An 18,338-nucleotide genomic window follows, 5' to 3' on the forward strand; every position below is an offset into this window, starting at 1 on the left:
GCTCCTTGCGGCTTCGATGGAGGTGGTCGGCTGTCCCCCGGCGCGCGTCGTGGGAGGCCGGGGCTCCCGCCACGCGAGTCCGCCTTCCAGAGATTTCCGGCGAGTTACGAACTAGATAGTTAATTGCAGATGCTGCAGTGACTCATTTCACATGTCAAGTGCCGTGATGAGAACGCGCCTCTTTCCTCCCGGCCTGGGATGGGATATGACTAACTCACTAGTTCGTACATTGAGGCGAGGGTGGATGACCTCCTATCTGATCGGGCTGATCGGCTCCGGCATCGGCGCCTCGCTCAGCCCTGCCCTGCACGAGCGCGAGGCACGCTTCCACGGCCTGCACTACGCCTACCGGCTGATCGACCTCGATGTCCTCGGGCTCGCCGCCGAAGACGTGGGAGACCTGGTCCGTACGGCCCGGCGGCTCGGCTACGACGGCCTGAACATCACCCATCCCTGCAAGCAGACCGTCATCCCGCACCTCGACGGGCTGTCGGAGGACGCCGCGATCCTCGGCGCGGTCAACACCGTCGTCTTCGACGGCGACCGGGCCATCGGGCACAACACCGACTGGACCGGCTTCGCCGAGTCCTTCGCCCGCGACCTGCCCGGCGCCCCCACCCGCGAGGTCGTGCAGCTCGGCGCGGGAGGCGCGGGCGTCGCGGTCGCCCACGCCCTGCTCACGCTCGAAGCCGGCCGGGTGACCCTCGTCGACGCCGAGCCCGCCAGGGCGGAGTCCCTGGCCGCCGAGCTGGCCCGCCGGTTCGGCCCCGATCGTGCCCGCGCCGCCGACCGCGCCGACCAGGCCGGCCTGGCCACGGCCGACGGGCTGGTGCACGCGACCCCCACCGGCATGGCCCACCACCCGGGCCTCGCCCTGCCCGCCGAGCTGCTGCACCCCGGGCTCTGGGTGGCCGACATCGTCTACCTGCCGCTCGAGACCGAGCTGCTGCAGACGGCGCGGGCGATCGGCTGCCGGACCCTCGACGGCGGCGGGATGGCCATGTCACAGGCGGCCCACTCCTTCCGGCTGTTCACCGGCAAGGAGCCCGACGCCGCCCGGATGCTGACCCACCTGACCGACCTCGTCACCGCCTGACAGGAGCCCGGCATGCGCAAGTCCATCGCCACCGTCTCGGTGAGCGGCACGCTGGCCGAGAAGCTGGACGCGATCGCCGCCGCCGGGTTCGACGGCGTGGAGATCTTCGAGAACGACCTCGTCGCCAGCCCGCTGTCGCCCGAGGAGGTGCGCGCGCGGGCCGCCGACCTCGGGCTGGGCATCGACCTCTACCAGCCACTGCGTGACTTCGAGGCCGTCCCCGCCGAGGTGCTGGCCGCCAACCTGCGCCGGGCCGAGCGCAAGTTCGACCTCATGCGGCGGCTGGGCGCCGACCTGCTGCTGGTCTGCTCCAGCGTCTCCCCCGACAGCGTCGGCGACGACGACCTGGCCGCCGAGCAGCTCCACCTGCTCGCCGAGCGGGCCGCCCGGCACGGGATCCGCCTCGCCTACGAGGCCCTGGCATGGGGGCGGCACGTCAGCGAGTATCTGCACGCCTGGCGCGTCGTCCACCTGGCCGATCACCCCAACCTCGGCACCTGCCTCGACAGCTTCCACATCCTGTCGCGCGGGTCCGACCCGATCGGCATCGAGGCGATCCCCGGAGAGAAGATCTTCTTCCTTCAGCTCGCCGACGCGCCCCGGCTGGCGATGGACGTGCTGCAGTGGAGCCGCCACTACCGCTGCTTCCCCGGCCAGGGCGGGTTCGACCTGGCCGGGCTGGTCGGCCACGTGCTCAAGACCGGCTACGAGGGACCGCTGTCGCTGGAGGTGTTCAACGACGTCTTCCGCCAGGCCGACGCCGGCCGTACGGCGGGGGACGCGATGCGTTCGCTCCTCGCCCTGGAGGAGGCGGTCGGCCTGGCGCCCAAGATGCCGCCTCCCGTCGTCCCCACCGGCTTCGCCTTCGCCGAACTCACCATCCCCAAACCGGCGGCCTCCGAGCCGGTGGCCTCCGAGCCGGTGGCCTCCGAGCCGGGCGGTTCCGACGGCGTACGGCTGCGTGAGCTGCTCACCGCGCTCGGCTTCGCGCTCACCGGCCGGCACGCCGCCAAGCCGGTGGAGCTGTGGGAGCAACGTGAGGCCAGGATCCTGCTCAACACCACGGACCCGGAGCCCGCGCCGGAGGGACCCGCGACCGTTGGGTCCGCGCTGGCGAGATCCGCGACCGTGGGGTCCGCGACCGTGGGGTCCGCGCTGGCCGGATCCGCGACCATGGAGCCCGCGCCGGAGGGGGCCGCGCCGGAGGGAGCCGCGCTGGCGGCGCTCGGGCTGGAGAGCCCCGACCCGGCGGGCTCGGCCGCGCGCGCGGGATCGCTGCTCGCGCCGGTGCTGCCGCGCGAGCGCGGGCCGGGTGAGGCGCCGCTCGACGCGATCGCCGCGCCCGACGGGACCCGGATCTTCTTCTGCCGCACCGGGCGCCCCGGCCACTCCAGCTGGACCGGCGACTTCGGCCCGCGCGAGCCGGTCGCGGGCCACGTCACCCACATCGACCATGTGGCGCTCACCCAGCCGTTGCACCACTTCGACGAGGCCGCGCTGTTCTACCGGGGCGTGCTGGGGCTGCGCCCGCTGCCGAGCCTCGAACTGCCCGACCCGTACGGCCTGCTCCGCAGCAAGGCGATGTCCAGCGACGACGGGGCGGTGCGGATGGTGCTCAACATCGCGCAGGTCGGCGGGCAGCACGTGCCGTGGCAGCACATCGCCCTCGCCTGCGACGACCTCGTGACCACGGCCCGCCTGCTGCGCGCCGCCCATCCCGGCCTGCTGCTGCCGATCCCGGACAACTACTACGACGACCTGGAGGCCCGCCACGACGTGTCACCGGAGCTGCGCGAGCTCGGGCTGTTGTACGACCGGGACGAGCACGGGGAGTTCCTCCACCTCTACACGATCACGGTGGGGCGGGTCTTCTTCGAGCTGGTCCAGCGGCTGGGCGGCTACCGCGGCTACGGCGCGGCCAACGCGCCCGTGCGGCTGGCCGCACAGCACGCCGGGATCCGTCGCTGAGGTCCGCGACCTTAGGATGGGGCCGATCCCGTCCGACAGCTTCGTGGAGCCACATGACCTCGCAGCCCGCCGTCCCAGCCGCGGGAGAACGCCGGCGTGACGCCGACCGCACCAGGGCCGAGATCCTCGAGGTGGCCCAGCGGGAGTTCGCCCGGGCGGGCTACGCCGGAGCGAGGGTCGACGAGATCGCGGAGCTCACGCGCACCACCAAGCGCATGATCTACTACTACTTCGGCAGCAAGGAGCGGCTCTACATCGCGGCCCTGGAGAAGGCCTATTCCGAGGTGCGCGAGCTGGAGCGCACCCTCGACGTGGAGCACCTGGCGCCGGTCGAGGCGATCCGCACGCTGGCGGAGCTGACCTTCGACCACCACGAGGCCCATCCCGACTTCATCAAGCTCGTCGCCATCGAGAACATCCACGAGGCCGAGCACATCCGCAAGTCCGAGGTGCTGGCCAACCTCGGCACCCCGGTGCTCGACGTCATCTCGCGCATCCTGGACGCGGGCCGCCGGAGCGGCGACTTCGTCACCGAGGCCGACGCCGTCGACGTGCACATCATGATCAGCGCTTACTGCTTCTTCCGGGTCGCCAACCAGCACACGTTCGGTGCGCTGTTCGGCCGTGACATGACCGCGCCCGAGCACCGGGCCCGGCTGCGCGCCATGGTCGGCGAGATGGTCGTGGCCTACCTGAGGGGCGCCGGCGCCCCTTGACGTGATGTCCGGCCGCCCGGAGGCGAAGGCCGGTGCGCGCCGGCCTGCCGTTTCCCGTCCGCGCCGGCGGGCAGCCGACCCGCATGATGCGAAACCTTGTCAACGGTGCCGTGAGCGGAGCGCTGGCCACGGGGGTGATGAGCGCCGTCATGGTCGCCGGGGAGCGCGCCGGGCTCATGGGAGGCCAGCCGCCCAAGCACATCGTCCGCTCCTTCCTGCCGGGCAGTAAGCACAGGCGCAAACCGGGCGAGGGCGTGCTGGCCGCCGCCGCCCACTTCGGCTTCGGGATCGGCTCCGGCGCGCTGTTCGGGCTGCTGTCCCGGCGCCGCCGCGCCCGGGTGCCGGCGGGCATCGTCTACGGCCTGACGATCTGGCTCGTCAGCTACGCGGGCTGGGTGCCCAAGACGACCGCCCTCCCGCCGATCCACCGCGACCGGCCCGGCCGTCCCGCCGTGATGGCCGCCGGCCACGTCGTGTACGGCACCGCCCTGGCCTGCGCGCTCAACCGCCTGGACAGATCCAACGAGTGACCGGCGGGCATGGTCAGTAGCGGTCGCGGTCGGGGGAGTAGGGGCGGATGCCGCGGACCTGCGGGATCTCCTGGGCGAGGCCCGGATGGCCGGAGAGCACGGTCTCCGCGGCCTCCTGGAGGCTCGTGCCCTGCGCCATGGCGACGGCCGCGAGCGCGCCGGCCACGTACGCGGCGGACGCGGACGTGCCCGGCCACCTGGCGACGCCGCCGAAGTTCACCGGCTTGCGGTCGGTGTTGGCGACCAGGGCCCCGTGCGAGTTCCGCGCGAGCAGGGCGGCCCGCTCCAGGAACAGGCCGTCGTGCGCGCCGGGCGCCATGAGGCTCATCCAGGGACCCGACTGCGAGTAGTCCGCGCGCCCGCCCTCGTCGTCCAGGGCGCCCACGGCGATCACGCCGGGCAGGGCGGCGGGGAAGATCGCGCTGTCGCGCGTCGGGCTGGGGTACGGCCCCGGCCGCACGACCTTGCCCCAGTTGCCCGCGCTGGCGACGTGCACGCAGTCCAAACGCGACTCGGCCCGCTCCAGCACGAACGGCCGCTTGTCGTCCCAGGTCGCGCCGCCGAGTGAGGTGAGCAGGAGGTCCACCTCGCCGCTGAAGCGGACCATCGCCTTGGCCAGAGTCCAGGAGTCGACCTCGTTGGACGCGTCGAGCGCCTGGCGGATCACCAGGTCCGCGCCGGGCGCCTGCCGGGCCACGATGCCGGCCAGGTGGACCGCGTGCCCCAGCGTGGCCGGCGGGTCGGTGTGGTCGGTGGCGCCGAACACGGAGGAGTCGGCGAGATAGTGCCCGGCGAGCCCCGGGTGGCGGTAGAGCGCGCCGTCCAGGATCCCGATCCTGACCCGGGGGCCCTGGTAGGACTCACGGGGTTCGATGACCACCTCGGTGCCGGCGGCGAGCTCCTGGGGGTCGCCGGTGCCGCCGCCCGTGTAGGGCGTGCCCTCGGCGTACATGCGGATCTTGGCCATCCGGGGCACCCATTGCGTCGTCCGCTGGAACCTGTCCCGCAGGTGGTAGAGCACCCGGTCGAGGTCGCTCGGGTCCGCGCCGCGCGCCGTGGTGCCCGCTTCGTCCCGCATCCGCGCGTCGAGCTCGGGGTCGAACGGGAAACGGTCGAGGGAATCGAGGCGGATGCGGGTCAGGCCGAGCACGTGGTCGCCCTCCGGCTCTCCGGCGACGAACCCCTTGAGCTCGGCCAGCAGCAGCCCCTCGTCCCGGGACTCCACCACGATCTCGCGGGAAAGGTATCGGTCGGTCGGGGTGGTCGCGTCCGAGTACGGCATGGGGTTCCCTCCTTCGACGGCTCTGTACCTATCGGAGGGCGCGCGGAGCCACCTGATACAGCCGGCTGATACAGAGGGGAGGGACGGGCTTACAGGGTGATCCAGCTCGTCGCCACACTGACGCCGTCGGAGGTGCGGCACTGCAGGTGGAACGGGTGATCGGGGATCGGCCTGATGGCGAACCCGCCGACCTCGTCAGTGCGGACCGTGGCGGCCACCCCCGAGAGGACCCGTACGTGGATGTCGGCCACCTGACTCGGCACCACCTGGCCGATCAGGGCGTCGTCGGCCACCTCCAGTTCGATGGTCAGCGACCGGCAGACGAAGGTCATGGCCCGCAGCGGGGCGGATTCGGATCGGGTGAGCGCCTCGGCGGGCTCGCCGTCCACCTCGGAGTCGTAGGCGAGCCGGGCGAGCTCGTCGTCGATGTCGCGCCAGGCGAACGCCGCCCGCGCCGACTCGACGACCTCGCGGGGGATCTCCTCGGCCGCTCGCATCGCCGTGGCGAGCTCGTCCAGGAGCCTCTCGTCGCTCCATCGGTTCTCAGACCGGTGTTCGGGCATCGCCGCCGCCCTCTCCGCTCAGGTAGCCGTGCAGGTAGGGGCTCTGGCGCAGCCTGGCCAGGCATCGGGCACGTGTCGGGCCGATGCCGCCGACCGGGGTGCCGAGCAGGTCGCCGATCTCCGCGTACGAGGGGGGCGGGTCGCGCATGAGCAGCGTGAGCAGCTTCCGGCACAGGGGCGGCAGCTGGGCGAAGGCCGCGCGTAACGCCGCCTGCCGCTCCGCCCGCTCCAGCTCTTGTTCGATCATCGTGGTGGCCTCGTCCTCGGCTGCCAGGTCGACGCTCATGGGTTGTTCGGCGACCTCGCGTCTGCGTACTGCCCGCAGAACGCGGACACATTCGCGTTGGGTGGTGACGGCGATCCAGCCGGGCAGGGCGGCGGGAGTGCGCAGCACGGCCAGGTGCTCGACCAGGCGCAGGCAGACGGTCTGCACCACGTCGTCGGCGTCGGGCCGGCTCAGCCGGTGTCTCCCGCAGATCGACCACATCAGCGGCAGGTAGCGCTCCACGAGCTCGTTCCACGCGCCCTGGTCGCCCTTGCGCGCGCGGGCGACCAGGGCGATGACGGTCGGATCATCACGCATCTGGCGCCTCCCGTCTGAGGGGTCGCCGACCGGCGGACCGGACGTCCGCCTAGAGCTCGTATTGTCGGGATTTCCGGTTCGGACGGCAACAGCGCGCCCGGTTCGGCCGCTGACGGGTTGTCTCCCGGCTGATACATCACAGGCGTGGGCTCTTCCGCCACACTGCGAAAGGTGAGCCGGACTCCAACGGATCTGGCCGAGGCCATGCTGCGCCTCGCCGAGGCCGACCCCGCCCAGCTGACGTCCGTCGCGGCCGGCGCCGTCCGGGCGGCCCGCGCGCGGGGTGACATCGCGCTGGAGTCGGTCGCGGAGCGGGCCATGGGGGTGGCGGCCACGCACCTGCTCGACCTGGCCACCGCGACGCGCCACCTGCGCGCCGCGATGCGGCTCGGCGCCCGGGCGGGGTCGCCGGAGCTGGCGGCCGAGGCCAGGATCCGGCTCGCGTTCGTGACCAGCTTGCGCGGCCGGCCCCACCACGCGCTGGACGAGATCGAGAGCGTGCTGCCCACCCTGCACGGCGTCGTGCGCGCCCGGGCCGAGGCCCAGCGGGCGGCGATCTTCAACCACCTCGGCCGCGGCGACGACGCCCTGGCCGGATACCGGCTGGCCGTGCCCGCGCTGCGCCGCGCGGGCGATCATCTGTGGTTGCAGCGGGTGCTGTCCAACCGGGGCATCGTGCACGGCTACCGGCACGAGTTCGCCGCCGCCGAGACGGACCTGCGCGAGGCCGAGGAGCTGTGCACGGCGCTCGGTCTCGACCTCTCCTTGGCCATCGTCCGGCTGAACCTGGGCTGGGTGAGCGCCCTGCGCGGCGACGTGCCGTCCGCCCTGGCCTCCTTCGACGGCGCGGAGGAACGCTTCCGGGCGCTCGGCACGCACCAGCTCGGCTGGCTGCTCGCCGACCGGGGCGAGCTGCTGCTCTCGGTGGGTCTCGTGTCGGAGGCCCGGCTCGCCGCCCGGGAGGCGGTCGAGCAGCTGAGGCGCAGCCGCCGCGCCATCGGCCTGCCGGAGGTGCGGCTGCTCCTCGCCCGTACGGCCGGCCTGGAAGGCGACGACGACGAGTCCGTACGCGAGGCCAGGCTCGCCGTCACGGAGTTCACCCGCCAGGGCAGGCCGGAATGGGCGGCGCTGGCCAGGTTCGCGGTGCTGCGGTCGCTGGCCGCGAGCAGGACCCGGGCCCCGGCGGCGGCGCTGCTGGAACGGGTCGCGGCCGACCTGACCACGGCGGGCTGGCCCGGCGTGGCCGTGGAGGCCCGGATTCTCGCCGCCCAGCTCGCCCTGCGGCGCGGGCGGGTGGAACAGGCCCGCAGGCAGCTCGAACAGGCGGCCAAGCCGCGCCTGCGCGGCCCCGCCCTGCTGCGGGCCAGGGCCTGGCACGCCACCGCGCTGCTGCGGCTCACCATGGGCAACCAGCGGGGCGCCGTGACGGCGGCCAGGGCCGGGCTGCGGGTCCTCGACGAGCACCGCGCCACCCTGGGAGCGACCGACCTGCGCGCCTACAGCGCCCAGTACCGCCTGGACCTGGCCGGGCTCGGGCTGGGCATGGCCCTGCGCACCGGCCGGGCCGAGACGGTGTTCGCCTGGGCCGAGGAGGGGCGGGCCAGCCACCTGCTGATGCCGCCGGTCCATCCGCCCGACGACCCCTACCTGGCCGCCGCGCTGTCCGAGCTGCGGGCGGTGATGAGCGAGATCAACGAGAGGCGCCGGGCGGGACACGGCGCCGGGCGGCTGGTCCAGCGGCAGCTGGCTCTGGAACGTGACATCCGCGACTACCGCCGCCGCCAACCGGCGGTCCGCTCGCCGCTGAGCGCCCGCCCGGTCGGGGCGGCCACGCTGGCCGGAGCCCTCGCGGACGCGGCGCTCGTCGAGTTCGTGCTGCTCGACGGGGAGTTGCACGCCGTCACCGTCGCGGACGGCCGGTTGTCGCTGCACCGGCTCGGAGCCGCCGCACCGGTCAGGGACCTCATCGACCGCATCCCCTTCGCGCTGCGCCGCCTGGCCGGCCGTGCCGACGCGGCCAACCGCGGCGCGGCCGGCAGGATGCTGCGGCACGCCGCCGAGCACCTGGACCGGATGCTGCTCGGCCCGCTCGCGAGGGTCATCGGCGATCGGCCGCTCGTGGTGATCCCCACCGGGTTCCTGCAGGCGCTGCCGTGGTCGATCCTGCCCTCCTGCGCCGGCCGGCCCGTCACCGTCTCGCCCTCCGCGACGCTGTGGCACGCCGCCGCCGCCGCGCCGGGCGAGAGCGGGCACGTCCTGGCCGTCGCGGGGCCGGGGCTGCCCGGGGCGCGGGCGGAGGCCGAGGCCGTCGCGGGCATCCACGCGGCGCCCGTGCTCGTCGGGGCCGAGGCCAACACCGAGGCCGTGCTCACCGGCCTCGACGGCGCCCGCCTGGCCCACCTGGCCGCGCACGGCCGCCTGCACGCCACCAACCCGCTGTTCTCCTCGCTGCAACTGTCGGACGGCCCGCTCACGCTCTACGACCTCGAACGGCTCCGCCGCTCGCCGCAGATCGTGGTGCTGGCGGCGTGTGACAGCGGGCGCTCCATCGTGCGCGCCGGGGACGAGCTGCTCGGGCTCAGCGCCACCTTCCTCGCCCACGGCGCCCGTACGATCATCGGCTCGGTGGTCTCCGTCCCCGATGCCGAGACCGCCGAGCCCATGATCGCCCTGCACCGCCTGCTCGCCGCCGGTCACTCCGCGGCCACCGCGCTCGCCGAGGCGCAGCGGGCCGCCTCCGGTGAGCTGCTGGCCGCTTCTGCCGGATTCGTCTGCATCGGAGCTGACGTGACCCTTCAGGATGACCGGACCTCCGACGGCAGCGGTCCGGCCGCCGCCGGACCGCGCGGCAGGAGCCGGCGGCCCAGTACGACGTAGGCGATGGGCCCGGACGGGTTCCCCGTGCCGAACAGGATGACGCACATGCCGGCCCTTTTGGTCGTGGGCGTTCGCTCTCACCCATGACGGAGGGCCCGACCCGGCGCGTGATACCTGTCCCATGCCCGTTCCCGTGCCCGTTCCCATGCGCTGTCCCCGGTCGGCCTCGGTCCGCCTCGGTCGCGCCCGATAGGCTCGGCTCACGTGAGCACCGAGTTGGAACGACTGGCCGCACGCCTGCGCGAGTTCGCCAGGGCCAGAGACTGGGAGAGGTTCCACACGCCGAAGAACCTGGCGATGGCCCTGAGCGGGGAGGCCGGCGAGCTGGTGGCGGAGTTCCAGTGGCTCACCCCTGAGGAGTCGCTGGACCTCGACCCCGCCACCCTGGCCCGGGTGCGCTCCGAGCTCGGCGACGTGACCGCCTATCTGGTCCGCCTGGCCGACGTGCTGGGCGTCGACCTCGTGGAGGCGGCCAACGCCAGGCTCGACGTCAACGACCGCCGCTACGACCCGGAGCTCTACCGCGGCTCCGCCCGGAAGGCGCCCCCGCTCGACCCCTGACCGCGGCCTCTCGTACGGTCACGCGGGGACCTGATCCGGCATGGTGTGCCGCCTGAGCAGCGCCACCGTGACGATCGCGAGCCCGATGAAGATCAGCGCGCCGGCCGCGGCGACGACGTTGAGGCCCGTGGTGAACGCGGTGCGGGCGATCTCCAGCACCTCGGGCACGCGCAGGGCGGCCGTGATGCCCTCGCGGACGCTCTCCGAAGGCAACGTCTCGGGCAGCACCGCACGGTAGACGGCGGTGCCCAGGCTGCCCAGCACCGCCACGCCCACGGCCACCCCGAACTCGCCGCTCGTCTCCGACAGCGCCGCCGCCGACCCGGCCTTCTCCGGCGGAGCCGCCGTCATGATCACGCTGTTGCCCACGCTCATCGGCAGCGCGATGCCGGCCGATGCCAGCGCCAGGCCGATCACCAGCATGCCGGTGCCGCCCGAACTGGGCACCTGGGTGTGCACGATCAGCCCGAGCGCCGCCACCAGCAGCCCGATGCCCATCACGTACGCGGGACGCATCCAGCGGGTCAGCGCCGGGCCGAGCGCCAGCGCGACGATCATGGCCAGGTTCTGCGGCAGCAGCCAGAGCCCCGCATTCAGCGGCGAGAGTCCTTCGACCATCTGCAGGTACATCGTGGACATCAACGTGGTGCCCGCCATGACGACCCCGCCGAGCAGCAGGAGCGACAGCGTGGTCGCGAAGGCCCGGTTGTCGAACAGTCGCAGGTCCAGCAGCGGGCTCGCCAGGTTGCGCTGCCGCCGCACGAACATCACACCGAGCGCCAGCCCGACCACGACGGCGCCGAGGGGCAGCGGCTGCCAGCCGCTCCTGGCCACCTCCTTGAGGCCGTAGATGATCGGCAGGATGGTCGCCAGCGACAGGGCGACGCTGGTTGGGTCGAGCCGGCCCGCGTCCGGGTCGCGATACTCGGGCAGCAGCACCGGCCCGGTGACCAGCAGCACGACCATGAACGGCACGCCGAGCAGGAACGCCGACCCCCACCAGAAGTGCTCCAGCAGCAGCCCGCCGACCAGCGGCCCGAGCGCCATGCCCACCATGAAGCAGCCGAACCACAGCCCGATCGCCGCGCCCATCTGCTTGGGGTCCATGAACATGTTGCGGATCAGCGCCATGGACGACGGCATCAGCGTCGCCCCCGCGATGCCGAGCAGCGCCCGGGTCACGATCAGCATCTCGGCACTCGTGGAGTAGGCGGCGATCACCGAAGCCACACCGAACGCCGCCGCCCCGATCATCAGCAGCTTCCGGCGGCCGATCCGGTCCCCAAGCGTGCCCATCGTGACCAGGAAACCGGCCAGCATGAACGAGTAGATGTCCATGACCCACAGTTGTTGCGACGCGGTGGTGCCGAGATCCGCGCTGAGATGCGGCAATGCCAGGTAGAGCACGCTGACGTCGAGCGAGAGCAAAAGGGCGACCGAGGCCAGCACGATCAGCCCGATCCACTCCCGGCGCCCTGCCAGGGTTGTGGTGTTCATCAGAGTTCCCCTTTCCCATTGCGTCAAAGGTGATCGAAAGGCCTTTCGATGTTCTTCTCGTCGGCTTAAGGCGGCGCATAAGGTGTCGAACATGCGTTTCAAGGTGCTCGGGCCGCTGGCCGTCGTGACCGACGCGGGGGAGACCGTCACGATCCCCGGGCTGAAAGTGCGCGCGCTCCTCGCCGACCTGCTCGTCAACAGGGGACAGGTCGTGTCGGCCGACCGGCTGGTCGACGACCTGTGGGGTGACGAGCCGCCGGGCAACCCGGCGGCCGCGCTCCAGGTGCGCGTCTCACAGCTCCGCCGCGCGCTGGAGGAGGCAGAGCCGGGCGGCAAGCACCTCGTGGTCTCCCGCGCCCCCGGCTACCTCCTGGACACCGGCGGGGTCGACGCCCTCCTGTTCGCCGAGCTGCTGGCTCGCGCCGAGACCGCCGAGAGCCCGCAGGTCAAAGCGGAGCTCCTGGCCGAGGCGCTCGGACTGTGGCGCGGCCCGGCGTACGCCGACTTCGCCGACGAGGAGTTCACCCGCACCGCGATCGTCCGGCTCGAGGAACAACGGCTGTCCGCCCTCGAACAGCACGCCGAGGCACGCCTCGACCTGGGCGAGCACGGCCTGCTCGTGGGCGAGCTGGGCGACCTGGTGGCCCGCCATCCGCTCAGGGAACGCCTGCGGGCCGTGCACATGCGGGCCCTCTACCGCGCCGGACGGCAGGGCGAGGCGCTCGCCAGCTATGGCCAACTGCGCGAGCTGCTCGCCGACGAGCTCGGCCTCGACCCCGCGCCCGAGCTCGCCGACCTGCACCAGGCGATCCTCGGGCAGGACCCGGCGCTCAGCGGCTGCGCCGAGCGGCCCGTCACCAACCTGCCCGCCTCGCTCAGCGAGCTGATCGGGCGAGACGGCGCGCTGGCCGAGGTGCGATCGCTGCTGCGCGACGCCCGGCTCGTGACGCTGACGGGCAGCGGCGGGGTGGGCAAGACGCGGCTGGCGCTGGAGGTCTCCGCCCAGTCGCTCGGCGACTTCCCGGACGGGGTGTGGCTGGTCGAGCTGGCCCCGCTCGACCGGGGCACCGGGTCCGCGGCGGAGGCCGTCATGGCGGCACTCGACATCCGCGGGGGCGCCGAGCCGGCGGATCCGGCCGACCGGCTGGCCGAGGCGCTGCGGTCCCGGCGGCTGCTGCTCGTCCTGGACAACTGCGAGCACCTGGTCGAAGAGGTCGCCGACCTGGCGGAGCGGCTCCTCCGTTCGGCTCCCGGGCTGCGCGTCCTGGCCACGAGCCGCGAGCCCCTGGCGGTGGCGGGCGAGACGCTGTGGAGCGTCCCCCCGCTCAGCCTCCCCGCGCCCATCGAGGCCAGCCCGTATTCCGCCCTCGGCGCGGAGTCCCGTGCGGGATCTCGTGCGGAGACTCACGCGGGATCGCGTACGGAGTCCCGTACCGAGGTTCATATGGAGGTTCATACGGAGGCTCATACGGGGCCCGGCCCCCTCGATCCCGCTTTGGAGATCGAGGAGGTCGGGCGGTCCGACGCGGTGCGGTTGTTCGTGGCGCGGGCCACCGCCTCCGCCCCCGGGTTCGCGCTCGACGCGGGCAACGCCGCGGCCGTCGCGGAGCTGTGCCGTGGGCTGGACGGGATCCCGCTGGCGCTGGAACTGGCGGCCACGCGGGTGCGGGCGCTCGGCGTGCGCGGAGTGCTCGCGCGGCTCGACGACCGGTTCCGGCTGCTGGCCTCCGGGCGGCGCGGCGCCCCCCAACGCCAGCGGACGCTCATGGCGGTGATCGACTGGAGCTGGCAGCTGCTGACCGAGCCCGAACGCGTCGTGCTGCGGCGCCTGGCCGTGCACGCCGGCGGCTGCACGCTGGAGGCGGCCGAGGAGGTCTGCGGCGGCGACGGGCTCGACGTGCTCGACCTGATCGCCCGGCTGGTCGACCGCTCACTCGTGGTCACCGCCGAGGGGCCGGCGGGCGTCCGCTACCGCCTGCTGGAGTCGGTGGCCGCCTACTGCCTCGACCGCCTGTCCGACACGGGCGAGCTGGAGACGGTACGACACGCGCACGCCCGCCACTACCTGGCGCTGGCCGAACAGGCGGAGCCCGCTCTGTACGGACCCGAGCAGGGGGAGTGGCTGAGGCGCCTCGACGCGGAGGCGGCGAACCTGCGGGCCGCGCTCGACACGCAGGTCCGCGAGCACGACGCGGACGGCGCGTCGCGGCTGGTGAACGCGCTGACCTGGTACTGGTTCCTGCGCGGCAGGCTGGCCGAAGGGCGGCGGTCGCTGGAGGCGGCGCTGGCCGTCGAGGGCGAGGCGCCCGGCCGGGCCAGGGCGGACGCGTGGCACGCCGGGTTCGCGCTGATGCTCGACCAGGACATCACCTGGGACACCGGAGCGTTGGAGGATCCCGGCGAGCGGGCCAGAGCCGAGCTGTTCCTGGCGCTGGCCACCGCCGAGACGCCCGGCGAGCAGGAGCTGGTGACCGGCGCGCTGGCCACCTTCCGCGCCATCGGCGACGAGTGGGGCATCGCGGCGGCCCTGAGCAGGCGCGCCCGGAACGCCTTCACACGCCGCGACCTGGTCGCCCTCGAACGCGACGGCGGGGAGAGCCTGCGCCTGTTCAGGAAGCTCGGCGACCGCTGGGGGCAACTGCAGGCCATGGAGTGGCTCGCCGGGCAGGCCGAGATCGCGGCCGATGGCGAGCGGGCCACCCTGCTGTTCACCGACTGTCTGCGCATGGCCGAGGAGCTGGGCCTGTGGCCGGAAGCCGCCCGTCACATCGCCTGGCTGGGCTGGATCGCGCTCCAGAGCGGGGAGTACGAACGGGCGATGGAGCTGTGCGGGCACGCCCTGCGGCTGTCCATCACGCAGGGCTACCGGGAGGGCCGGTTCATGGCCGGGATGGGGCTGGCCTTCTCCGCGCGCCGGGCCGGCCGGTTCGACCTGGCCGAGACCCACCTGGCGCAGTTGCTCGACGGGGTCTCGCGTGACCCCGACGCCGATCCCGCCCTGCACCTGCCCACCACCCTGATCGAGCTCGGCTTCCTTCGTGACGTGCGCGGCGACCCGGCGACCGCCAGAGAGCTGCACCTGGAGGCGTTCGCCGCCGCGCAGAAGATCGGCGATCCGGCGACGGGGGCGCTGGCCGTGGAAGGACTGGCCGCCGCGCTGGCCACGGCCGGCCACCACGAGCGGGCGGCCCGGCTGCTCGGCCTGGCCGCCGAGGTCCGGCGGTCCAACCGCACCCCCGCCAGCCCGTCGGAACACGTCGAGATCGACCGCGCCACCGCCCTGGCACGCGAGGCGCTCGGGCCGGAGGCGTTCGCCGGCGCGTACGAACAGGGCGGCCGGCTCAAACTCGGCGACGCGCCGAGCCTGGCCTGACCGGCCCGCCTCAACACCGGTCGTTTCGTCGAGCCTTCCGTCGTGCTGCTTGACGGGTCCGACGATGGCGGAGGCCGCTTACGATCTCCTTCCCACGCCCTTAAGGTGGGGCGGTCAGGCCACCTCGACCAGCGGATCCGCAGCGAGGTAGCCGGTGTAGTCGGGGTCGTCGGGGCGGGCCAGCACATGGCGCACCCAGGCTCGCCGTTCGTGGTCGATGGCCACCAGCTCCCACACGCACGCGGTCGGCCCGTCGGGCGGCACCCGCACCAGGTCGGTGGCGCCGAGCTCGGCCCGCCACAGCCGGTGATAGAGGATGTCGGCCTGCCACCAGCAGATGTTCGCCCACAGCGCCTCGGTGCCGCGGTGCACCACGACGAACGCGATGCCGCCCTGTCCGGGCAGCTCCCGCTCGGCCGCCTGCATCGCGGCCTCCACCTCGAAGTCGTCGGGCAGGTCCTGGCCGGCCGTGATGCCGATGACCTTCACACTCCACCCGCGCACCGCGGTCACCCCAAGGGAGCACGTCCGGCGTGGACGATAGGGGGTCAAATCACTCCTCCAGTCCGGTCATGGGTCAGACGGTAACCCCGTACAGGGCGGGACAGAAGATGTTCGTCTTCCCCATGTTGGACGCACCGGGCACCCCGTTGCTCGCTCCTGGCGCCAACCTGTGTCCCGGGCGGCGTCGGCGCTGAGCCGGGTCCTTCGCCGCGTGTCGGGTGAGAAGAACTCGGTCACCTCGCCGGACCGTTACGCCCCTGGGGGCCGGTCGGGGTTCACCCGGTGCGCGGCGGCGACCACTGCTCGAAGCCGTCCAGCATGGCCTGGAGCACCTGCTCGAACTGTTCCTGCGGCTGGTAGCCGCCGCTGACCGCCCGGGCCAGGTTCGGGTACCGATCGAGCAACCCGACGGCCTCTTCCTCGGTGGGGGTCGGACCGCCGACCGGCTCACCGACCTCGGCGAGCACGTGCCCGATCGTGAACGCCCGCAACGCGTTGACCATGACGAGCAGGTCCCGGTCGGTGAACCCGGAACCGCGCAGCCCGCCGAGCGCCCGGTCGGCGAGGCCGAGAATCGAGGGGGCGTAGGCGGGACGGGTCGCGATGATCGCCAGCACGTGCGGGTGGTGCCGCAGGACGTCCCGCAGGCTGCGGGCGAACGTGGTGAGCATGTCCCGCCATGTGCCTGTGCGGGCCAGCGCCTCGATGTCGATGTCGATCTCCGCGTACGCCGCCTCGACCACCCCGTCGAAGAGCGCCGCCTTGTTGGGCAGGTGATGGTAGAAGGCCATCGGGTTGGTGCCGAGTTCGGCGGCGAGCTTGCGCATCGAGAGCCCGGCGACCCCGTCGCGGTCGAGGATGGCCAGCGCCGTGCGCACGATGTACTCCCGGGTGAGCGCCAGGCGGACCGGTCGCCCGGTGTCGTCGGTGCTCACGGGGCGGTTGCCGGCCGGCTGTCTGGACATGGACCGACCCTAGCTCCTCCTCTGGAGCTGGATGTCGCGCAGCATGGCACGTAGCGCCTCGGTCCACGGCCCGGGCAGGTCGAAGTACGAGTTGTGGTGGCCGGGCATCGTCACCGTCCGGCTGCCGAGCCGCTCGGCGAGGATGCCGGCCGGCTGCCCGTAGTAGCGGTTGGTGGCCAGCGTGGTGGTGCCGACGGCCAGCACGATCGGGATGCCGCCGGCCCGCAGCAGGGCCATGTCGGGCTCATAGGCGACAAACGGGTACATCTCGTTCTTCACGAAGAACGCATGGTTGGCGCCCATCCGTGCGGAGAAGTCGTCGGGAATCGAGGCGTAGGAGTCGAACGGGATGCCGACCGTCAGCGCGAACACGAGCATGCCCGTCTCCTCGCCCGCGATTCGGGAGATCGGCCCGGTGGTGGCGCGGAACAAGGCCAACCACTTCTGCCGGTCGGGTGACACGGTCATCATCGGCGGCTCGTGCGCGACCACGCCGGTGACCGCGTCCGGAAAGGCGCGCGCGAGTTCCAGCGCGATGATCGCTCCGCCGCTGTTGCCGAACACGAGCGCCGAGCGGTGCCCGGTCGCCCGGATGACGGCGACGGCGTCGGCGGCCTGCTGGGTCATGTCCAACCTGCCGGGATGCCGGTGGGTGCTGCGCGAGTTGCCGCGCCGGTCGTAGGTGATGACCTGGAACTCGTTGGCGAGCAGCGCCGCGGGGTAGGCGTAGAAGCCGGCGTCGCCGCCGGCGCCAGGGATCATGAGCAGCGGTGGCCCGCTGCCGCGCACCTCGTAGTAGAGGTCGTCGCCGTCGACGGTGACCGTGCCGGTGCGCACCGGGGTGCGCTTCACCAGTTCCTGCGCCTGCGCCACGCCGTCTGCGACGTAACCGGTGGTGGTGCTGGTGGTCATGGCGGTGACGCCCAGCACTGCGAGGATGATCAGGGCGAGGCCGGCTCCCGTGGCGATCCGTAACACGCGCGCCGCGCCCGGGCGGCGTGCCGCGAGCCCGGTATCGGTCGACGCCGCTCCGCGCCGGCGCCGCTGAACGATTATCGCGACGCCGACCAGCACCGTGAGCAGGCCGAACGGCGCGGCGAGTTCGCGAAGGCCCACCTGCTCGTGTGGCACGAATGCGAAGTAGAGGTTCACCCCGGCGGCGTAGGCCGCCACCTTCGGCGGCACGGCGAGGACCGGGTCCCCAGCCGCAGCCCGCAGGCCGGTCTTTGCCGACTCGTCAGTGCCCAGGGCCTGGCGGCGCAGCCGGGCCAAGCGGGGCAGCGCGCCGACGGCGGCGGCGACGGCGGGCAGTACGGTCAGCGCCAGATGGAGCCCGGTCTTGTCGCGGGCGAGGAACCAGCCGAGGTCGGCCACCGCTTCGGCCACGAACACCGCCGTGACGGCAAGCGATACCGCGATCAGCACCAGTGCGGTGCGGGCGGTGCCGGCAATGGCCGCAGGTGTGCGTCGGAACGTCAATTGACTGCTTCGAGCACTGGCGACAGACCAGAGCACCGGCAGCAGCAGCACGGTGGGCCCGTCTAAGCCGTAGAGCATCAGGATCCCTTTCGTCGGACAACGCCAAGCCAGATACACCGTATAGTAGATATACGTCGTATACCAGGGGGAGTGGACGGCGTGGCCGGACGGATTCTCGGCGGTCAGTGTTGCGGCGTCGTCCCCACCGCCGCATCGCCGCCCTCCAGGACCGCCCGTGGCACCCCGAGGCGGTGGAGGCAACCGGTCCACGACACGCGTGCGCTTCGGCCCGGCGTCGCCCCCGCCGCAAGCGTGTGACGCGCAGTGACTGCCGCTGAACGGGA

Annotated in this window: 14 protein-coding genes; 7 read left to right on the forward strand and 7 right to left on the reverse strand. The window is 72.9% G+C overall.

The window, feature by feature from the left end; all coding sequences use genetic code 11:
- The first annotated feature begins 244 nt into the window (after positions 1-244).
- The 4 genes from AB0C16_RS14345 (at position 245) to AB0C16_RS14360 (ending at position 4,310) form a co-directional block, all read left to right on the forward strand.
- Positions 245-1,096 carry a shikimate dehydrogenase gene (locus tag AB0C16_RS14345; protein WP_357682542.1) on the forward strand — a complete coding sequence of 284 codons (852 nt, stop codon included), beginning with the start codon at positions 245-247 and terminating at the stop codon, positions 1,094-1,096.
- 12 nt (positions 1,097-1,108) lie between these two features.
- Positions 1,109-3,064 carry a TIM barrel protein gene (locus AB0C16_RS14350; protein ID WP_357682544.1) on the forward strand — a complete coding sequence of 652 codons (1,956 nt, stop codon included), beginning with the start codon at positions 1,109-1,111 and terminating at the stop codon, positions 3,062-3,064.
- A 53-nt stretch (positions 3,065-3,117) separates the two neighbouring features.
- Positions 3,118-3,780: a TetR family transcriptional regulator gene (locus tag AB0C16_RS14355; protein ID WP_357682546.1), complete on the forward strand. Its 663-nt coding sequence runs from the start codon at positions 3,118-3,120 to the stop codon at positions 3,778-3,780.
- Positions 3,781-3,863: 83 nt separating this feature from the next.
- Positions 3,864-4,310 carry a DUF6789 family protein gene (locus AB0C16_RS14360; RefSeq protein ID WP_357682548.1) on the forward strand — a complete coding sequence of 149 codons (447 nt, stop codon included), beginning with the start codon at positions 3,864-3,866 and terminating at the stop codon, positions 4,308-4,310.
- A 13-nt stretch (positions 4,311-4,323) separates the two neighbouring features.
- Here AB0C16_RS14360 and AB0C16_RS14365 read toward each other — a convergent pair whose 3' ends face one another.
- The 3 genes from AB0C16_RS14365 to AB0C16_RS14375 all read right to left on the reverse strand — a co-directional run bounded on the left by AB0C16_RS14365 (position 4,324) and on the right by AB0C16_RS14375 (position 6,738).
- Entirely contained in the window at positions 4,324-5,592 is a 1,269-nt protein-coding gene (locus AB0C16_RS14365) for a S8/S53 family peptidase (protein WP_357682550.1), read from the reverse strand.
- An 89-nt stretch (positions 5,593-5,681) separates the two neighbouring features.
- Positions 5,682-6,155, reverse strand: a complete 474-nt coding sequence (locus tag AB0C16_RS14370; protein ID WP_357682552.1) for a hypothetical protein — start codon at positions 6,153-6,155, stop codon at positions 5,682-5,684.
- Positions 6,136-6,738, reverse strand: a complete 603-nt coding sequence (locus AB0C16_RS14375) for a sigma-70 family RNA polymerase sigma factor (RefSeq protein WP_357682554.1) — start codon at positions 6,736-6,738, stop codon at positions 6,136-6,138. The genes AB0C16_RS14370 and AB0C16_RS14375 overlap by 20 nt, the downstream gene beginning before the upstream one ends.
- A gap of 171 nt (positions 6,739-6,909) precedes the next feature.
- On the opposite strand from AB0C16_RS14375, the gene AB0C16_RS14380 reads away from it, so the two are divergent.
- Complete coding sequence (locus AB0C16_RS14380) at positions 6,910-9,615, forward strand: CHAT domain-containing protein (protein WP_357682556.1); 2,706 nt, start codon at positions 6,910-6,912, stop codon at positions 9,613-9,615.
- A 204-nt stretch (positions 9,616-9,819) separates the two neighbouring features.
- Positions 9,820-10,176 (forward strand): nucleotide pyrophosphohydrolase, encoded by a 357-nt coding sequence (locus tag AB0C16_RS14385; protein WP_357682558.1) that lies wholly within the window; start codon positions 9,820-9,822, stop codon positions 10,174-10,176.
- A gap of 18 nt (positions 10,177-10,194) precedes the next feature.
- On the opposite strand, the gene AB0C16_RS14390 is transcribed toward AB0C16_RS14385, so the two are convergent.
- Positions 10,195-11,673: an MFS transporter gene (locus AB0C16_RS14390; protein WP_357682560.1), complete on the reverse strand. Its 1,479-nt coding sequence runs from the start codon at positions 11,671-11,673 to the stop codon at positions 10,195-10,197.
- A gap of 91 nt (positions 11,674-11,764) precedes the next feature.
- On the opposite strand from AB0C16_RS14390, the gene AB0C16_RS14395 reads away from it, so the two are divergent.
- On the forward strand, positions 11,765-15,046 hold the full coding sequence (locus tag AB0C16_RS14395; RefSeq protein ID WP_357682562.1) for a BTAD domain-containing putative transcriptional regulator: 3,282 nt from the start codon (positions 11,765-11,767) through the stop codon (positions 15,044-15,046).
- Positions 15,047-15,160: 114 nt separating this feature from the next.
- Here AB0C16_RS14395 and AB0C16_RS14400 read toward each other — a convergent pair whose 3' ends face one another.
- The 3 genes from AB0C16_RS14400 to AB0C16_RS14410 form a co-directional block, all read right to left on the reverse strand.
- Positions 15,161-15,550: a hypothetical protein gene (locus AB0C16_RS14400; RefSeq protein WP_357682564.1), complete on the reverse strand. Its 390-nt coding sequence runs from the start codon at positions 15,548-15,550 to the stop codon at positions 15,161-15,163.
- A gap of 275 nt (positions 15,551-15,825) precedes the next feature.
- Positions 15,826-16,515, reverse strand: a complete 690-nt coding sequence (locus tag AB0C16_RS14405) for a TetR/AcrR family transcriptional regulator (RefSeq protein WP_357682566.1) — start codon at positions 16,513-16,515, stop codon at positions 15,826-15,828.
- A 9-nt stretch (positions 16,516-16,524) separates the two neighbouring features.
- Complete coding sequence (locus tag AB0C16_RS14410; protein ID WP_357682568.1) at positions 16,525-18,072, reverse strand: alpha/beta hydrolase; 1,548 nt, start codon at positions 18,070-18,072, stop codon at positions 16,525-16,527.
- Between the last annotated feature and the right edge of the window lie 266 nt (positions 18,073-18,338).

It is taken from the genome of Nonomuraea sp. NPDC048916, from assembly GCF_040649575.1.
Lineage (GTDB): Bacteria > Actinomycetota > Actinomycetes > Streptosporangiales > Streptosporangiaceae > Nonomuraea.

Excerpts from the sequence above, each read along its gene's own strand:
- AB0C16_RS14345 (WP_357682542.1), top strand. The coding sequence starts at position 245 with ATGACCTCCTATCTGATCGGGCTGATCGGCTCCGGCATCGGCGCCTCG.
- AB0C16_RS14350 (WP_357682544.1), top strand. The coding sequence starts at position 1,109 with ATGCGCAAGTCCATCGCCACCGTCTCGGTGAGCGGCACGCTGGCCGAG.
- AB0C16_RS14355 (WP_357682546.1), top strand. The coding sequence starts at position 3,118 with ATGACCTCGCAGCCCGCCGTCCCAGCCGCGGGAGAACGCCGGCGTGAC.
- AB0C16_RS14360 (WP_357682548.1), top strand. The coding sequence starts at position 3,864 with ATGATGCGAAACCTTGTCAACGGTGCCGTGAGCGGAGCGCTGGCCACG.
- AB0C16_RS14365 (WP_357682550.1), bottom strand. The coding sequence starts at position 5,592 with ATGCCGTACTCGGACGCGACCACCCCGACCGACCGATACCTTTCCCGC.
- AB0C16_RS14370 (WP_357682552.1), bottom strand. The coding sequence starts at position 6,155 with ATGCCCGAACACCGGTCTGAGAACCGATGGAGCGACGAGAGGCTCCTG.
- AB0C16_RS14375 (WP_357682554.1), bottom strand. The coding sequence starts at position 6,738 with ATGCGTGATGATCCGACCGTCATCGCCCTGGTCGCCCGCGCGCGCAAG.
- AB0C16_RS14390 (WP_357682560.1), bottom strand. The coding sequence starts at position 11,673 with ATGAACACCACAACCCTGGCAGGGCGCCGGGAGTGGATCGGGCTGATC.
- AB0C16_RS14395 (WP_357682562.1), top strand. The coding sequence starts at position 11,765 with ATGCGTTTCAAGGTGCTCGGGCCGCTGGCCGTCGTGACCGACGCGGGG.
- AB0C16_RS14405 (WP_357682566.1), bottom strand. The coding sequence starts at position 16,515 with ATGTCCAGACAGCCGGCCGGCAACCGCCCCGTGAGCACCGACGACACC.
- AB0C16_RS14410 (WP_357682568.1), bottom strand. The coding sequence starts at position 18,072 with ATGCTCTACGGCTTAGACGGGCCCACCGTGCTGCTGCTGCCGGTGCTC.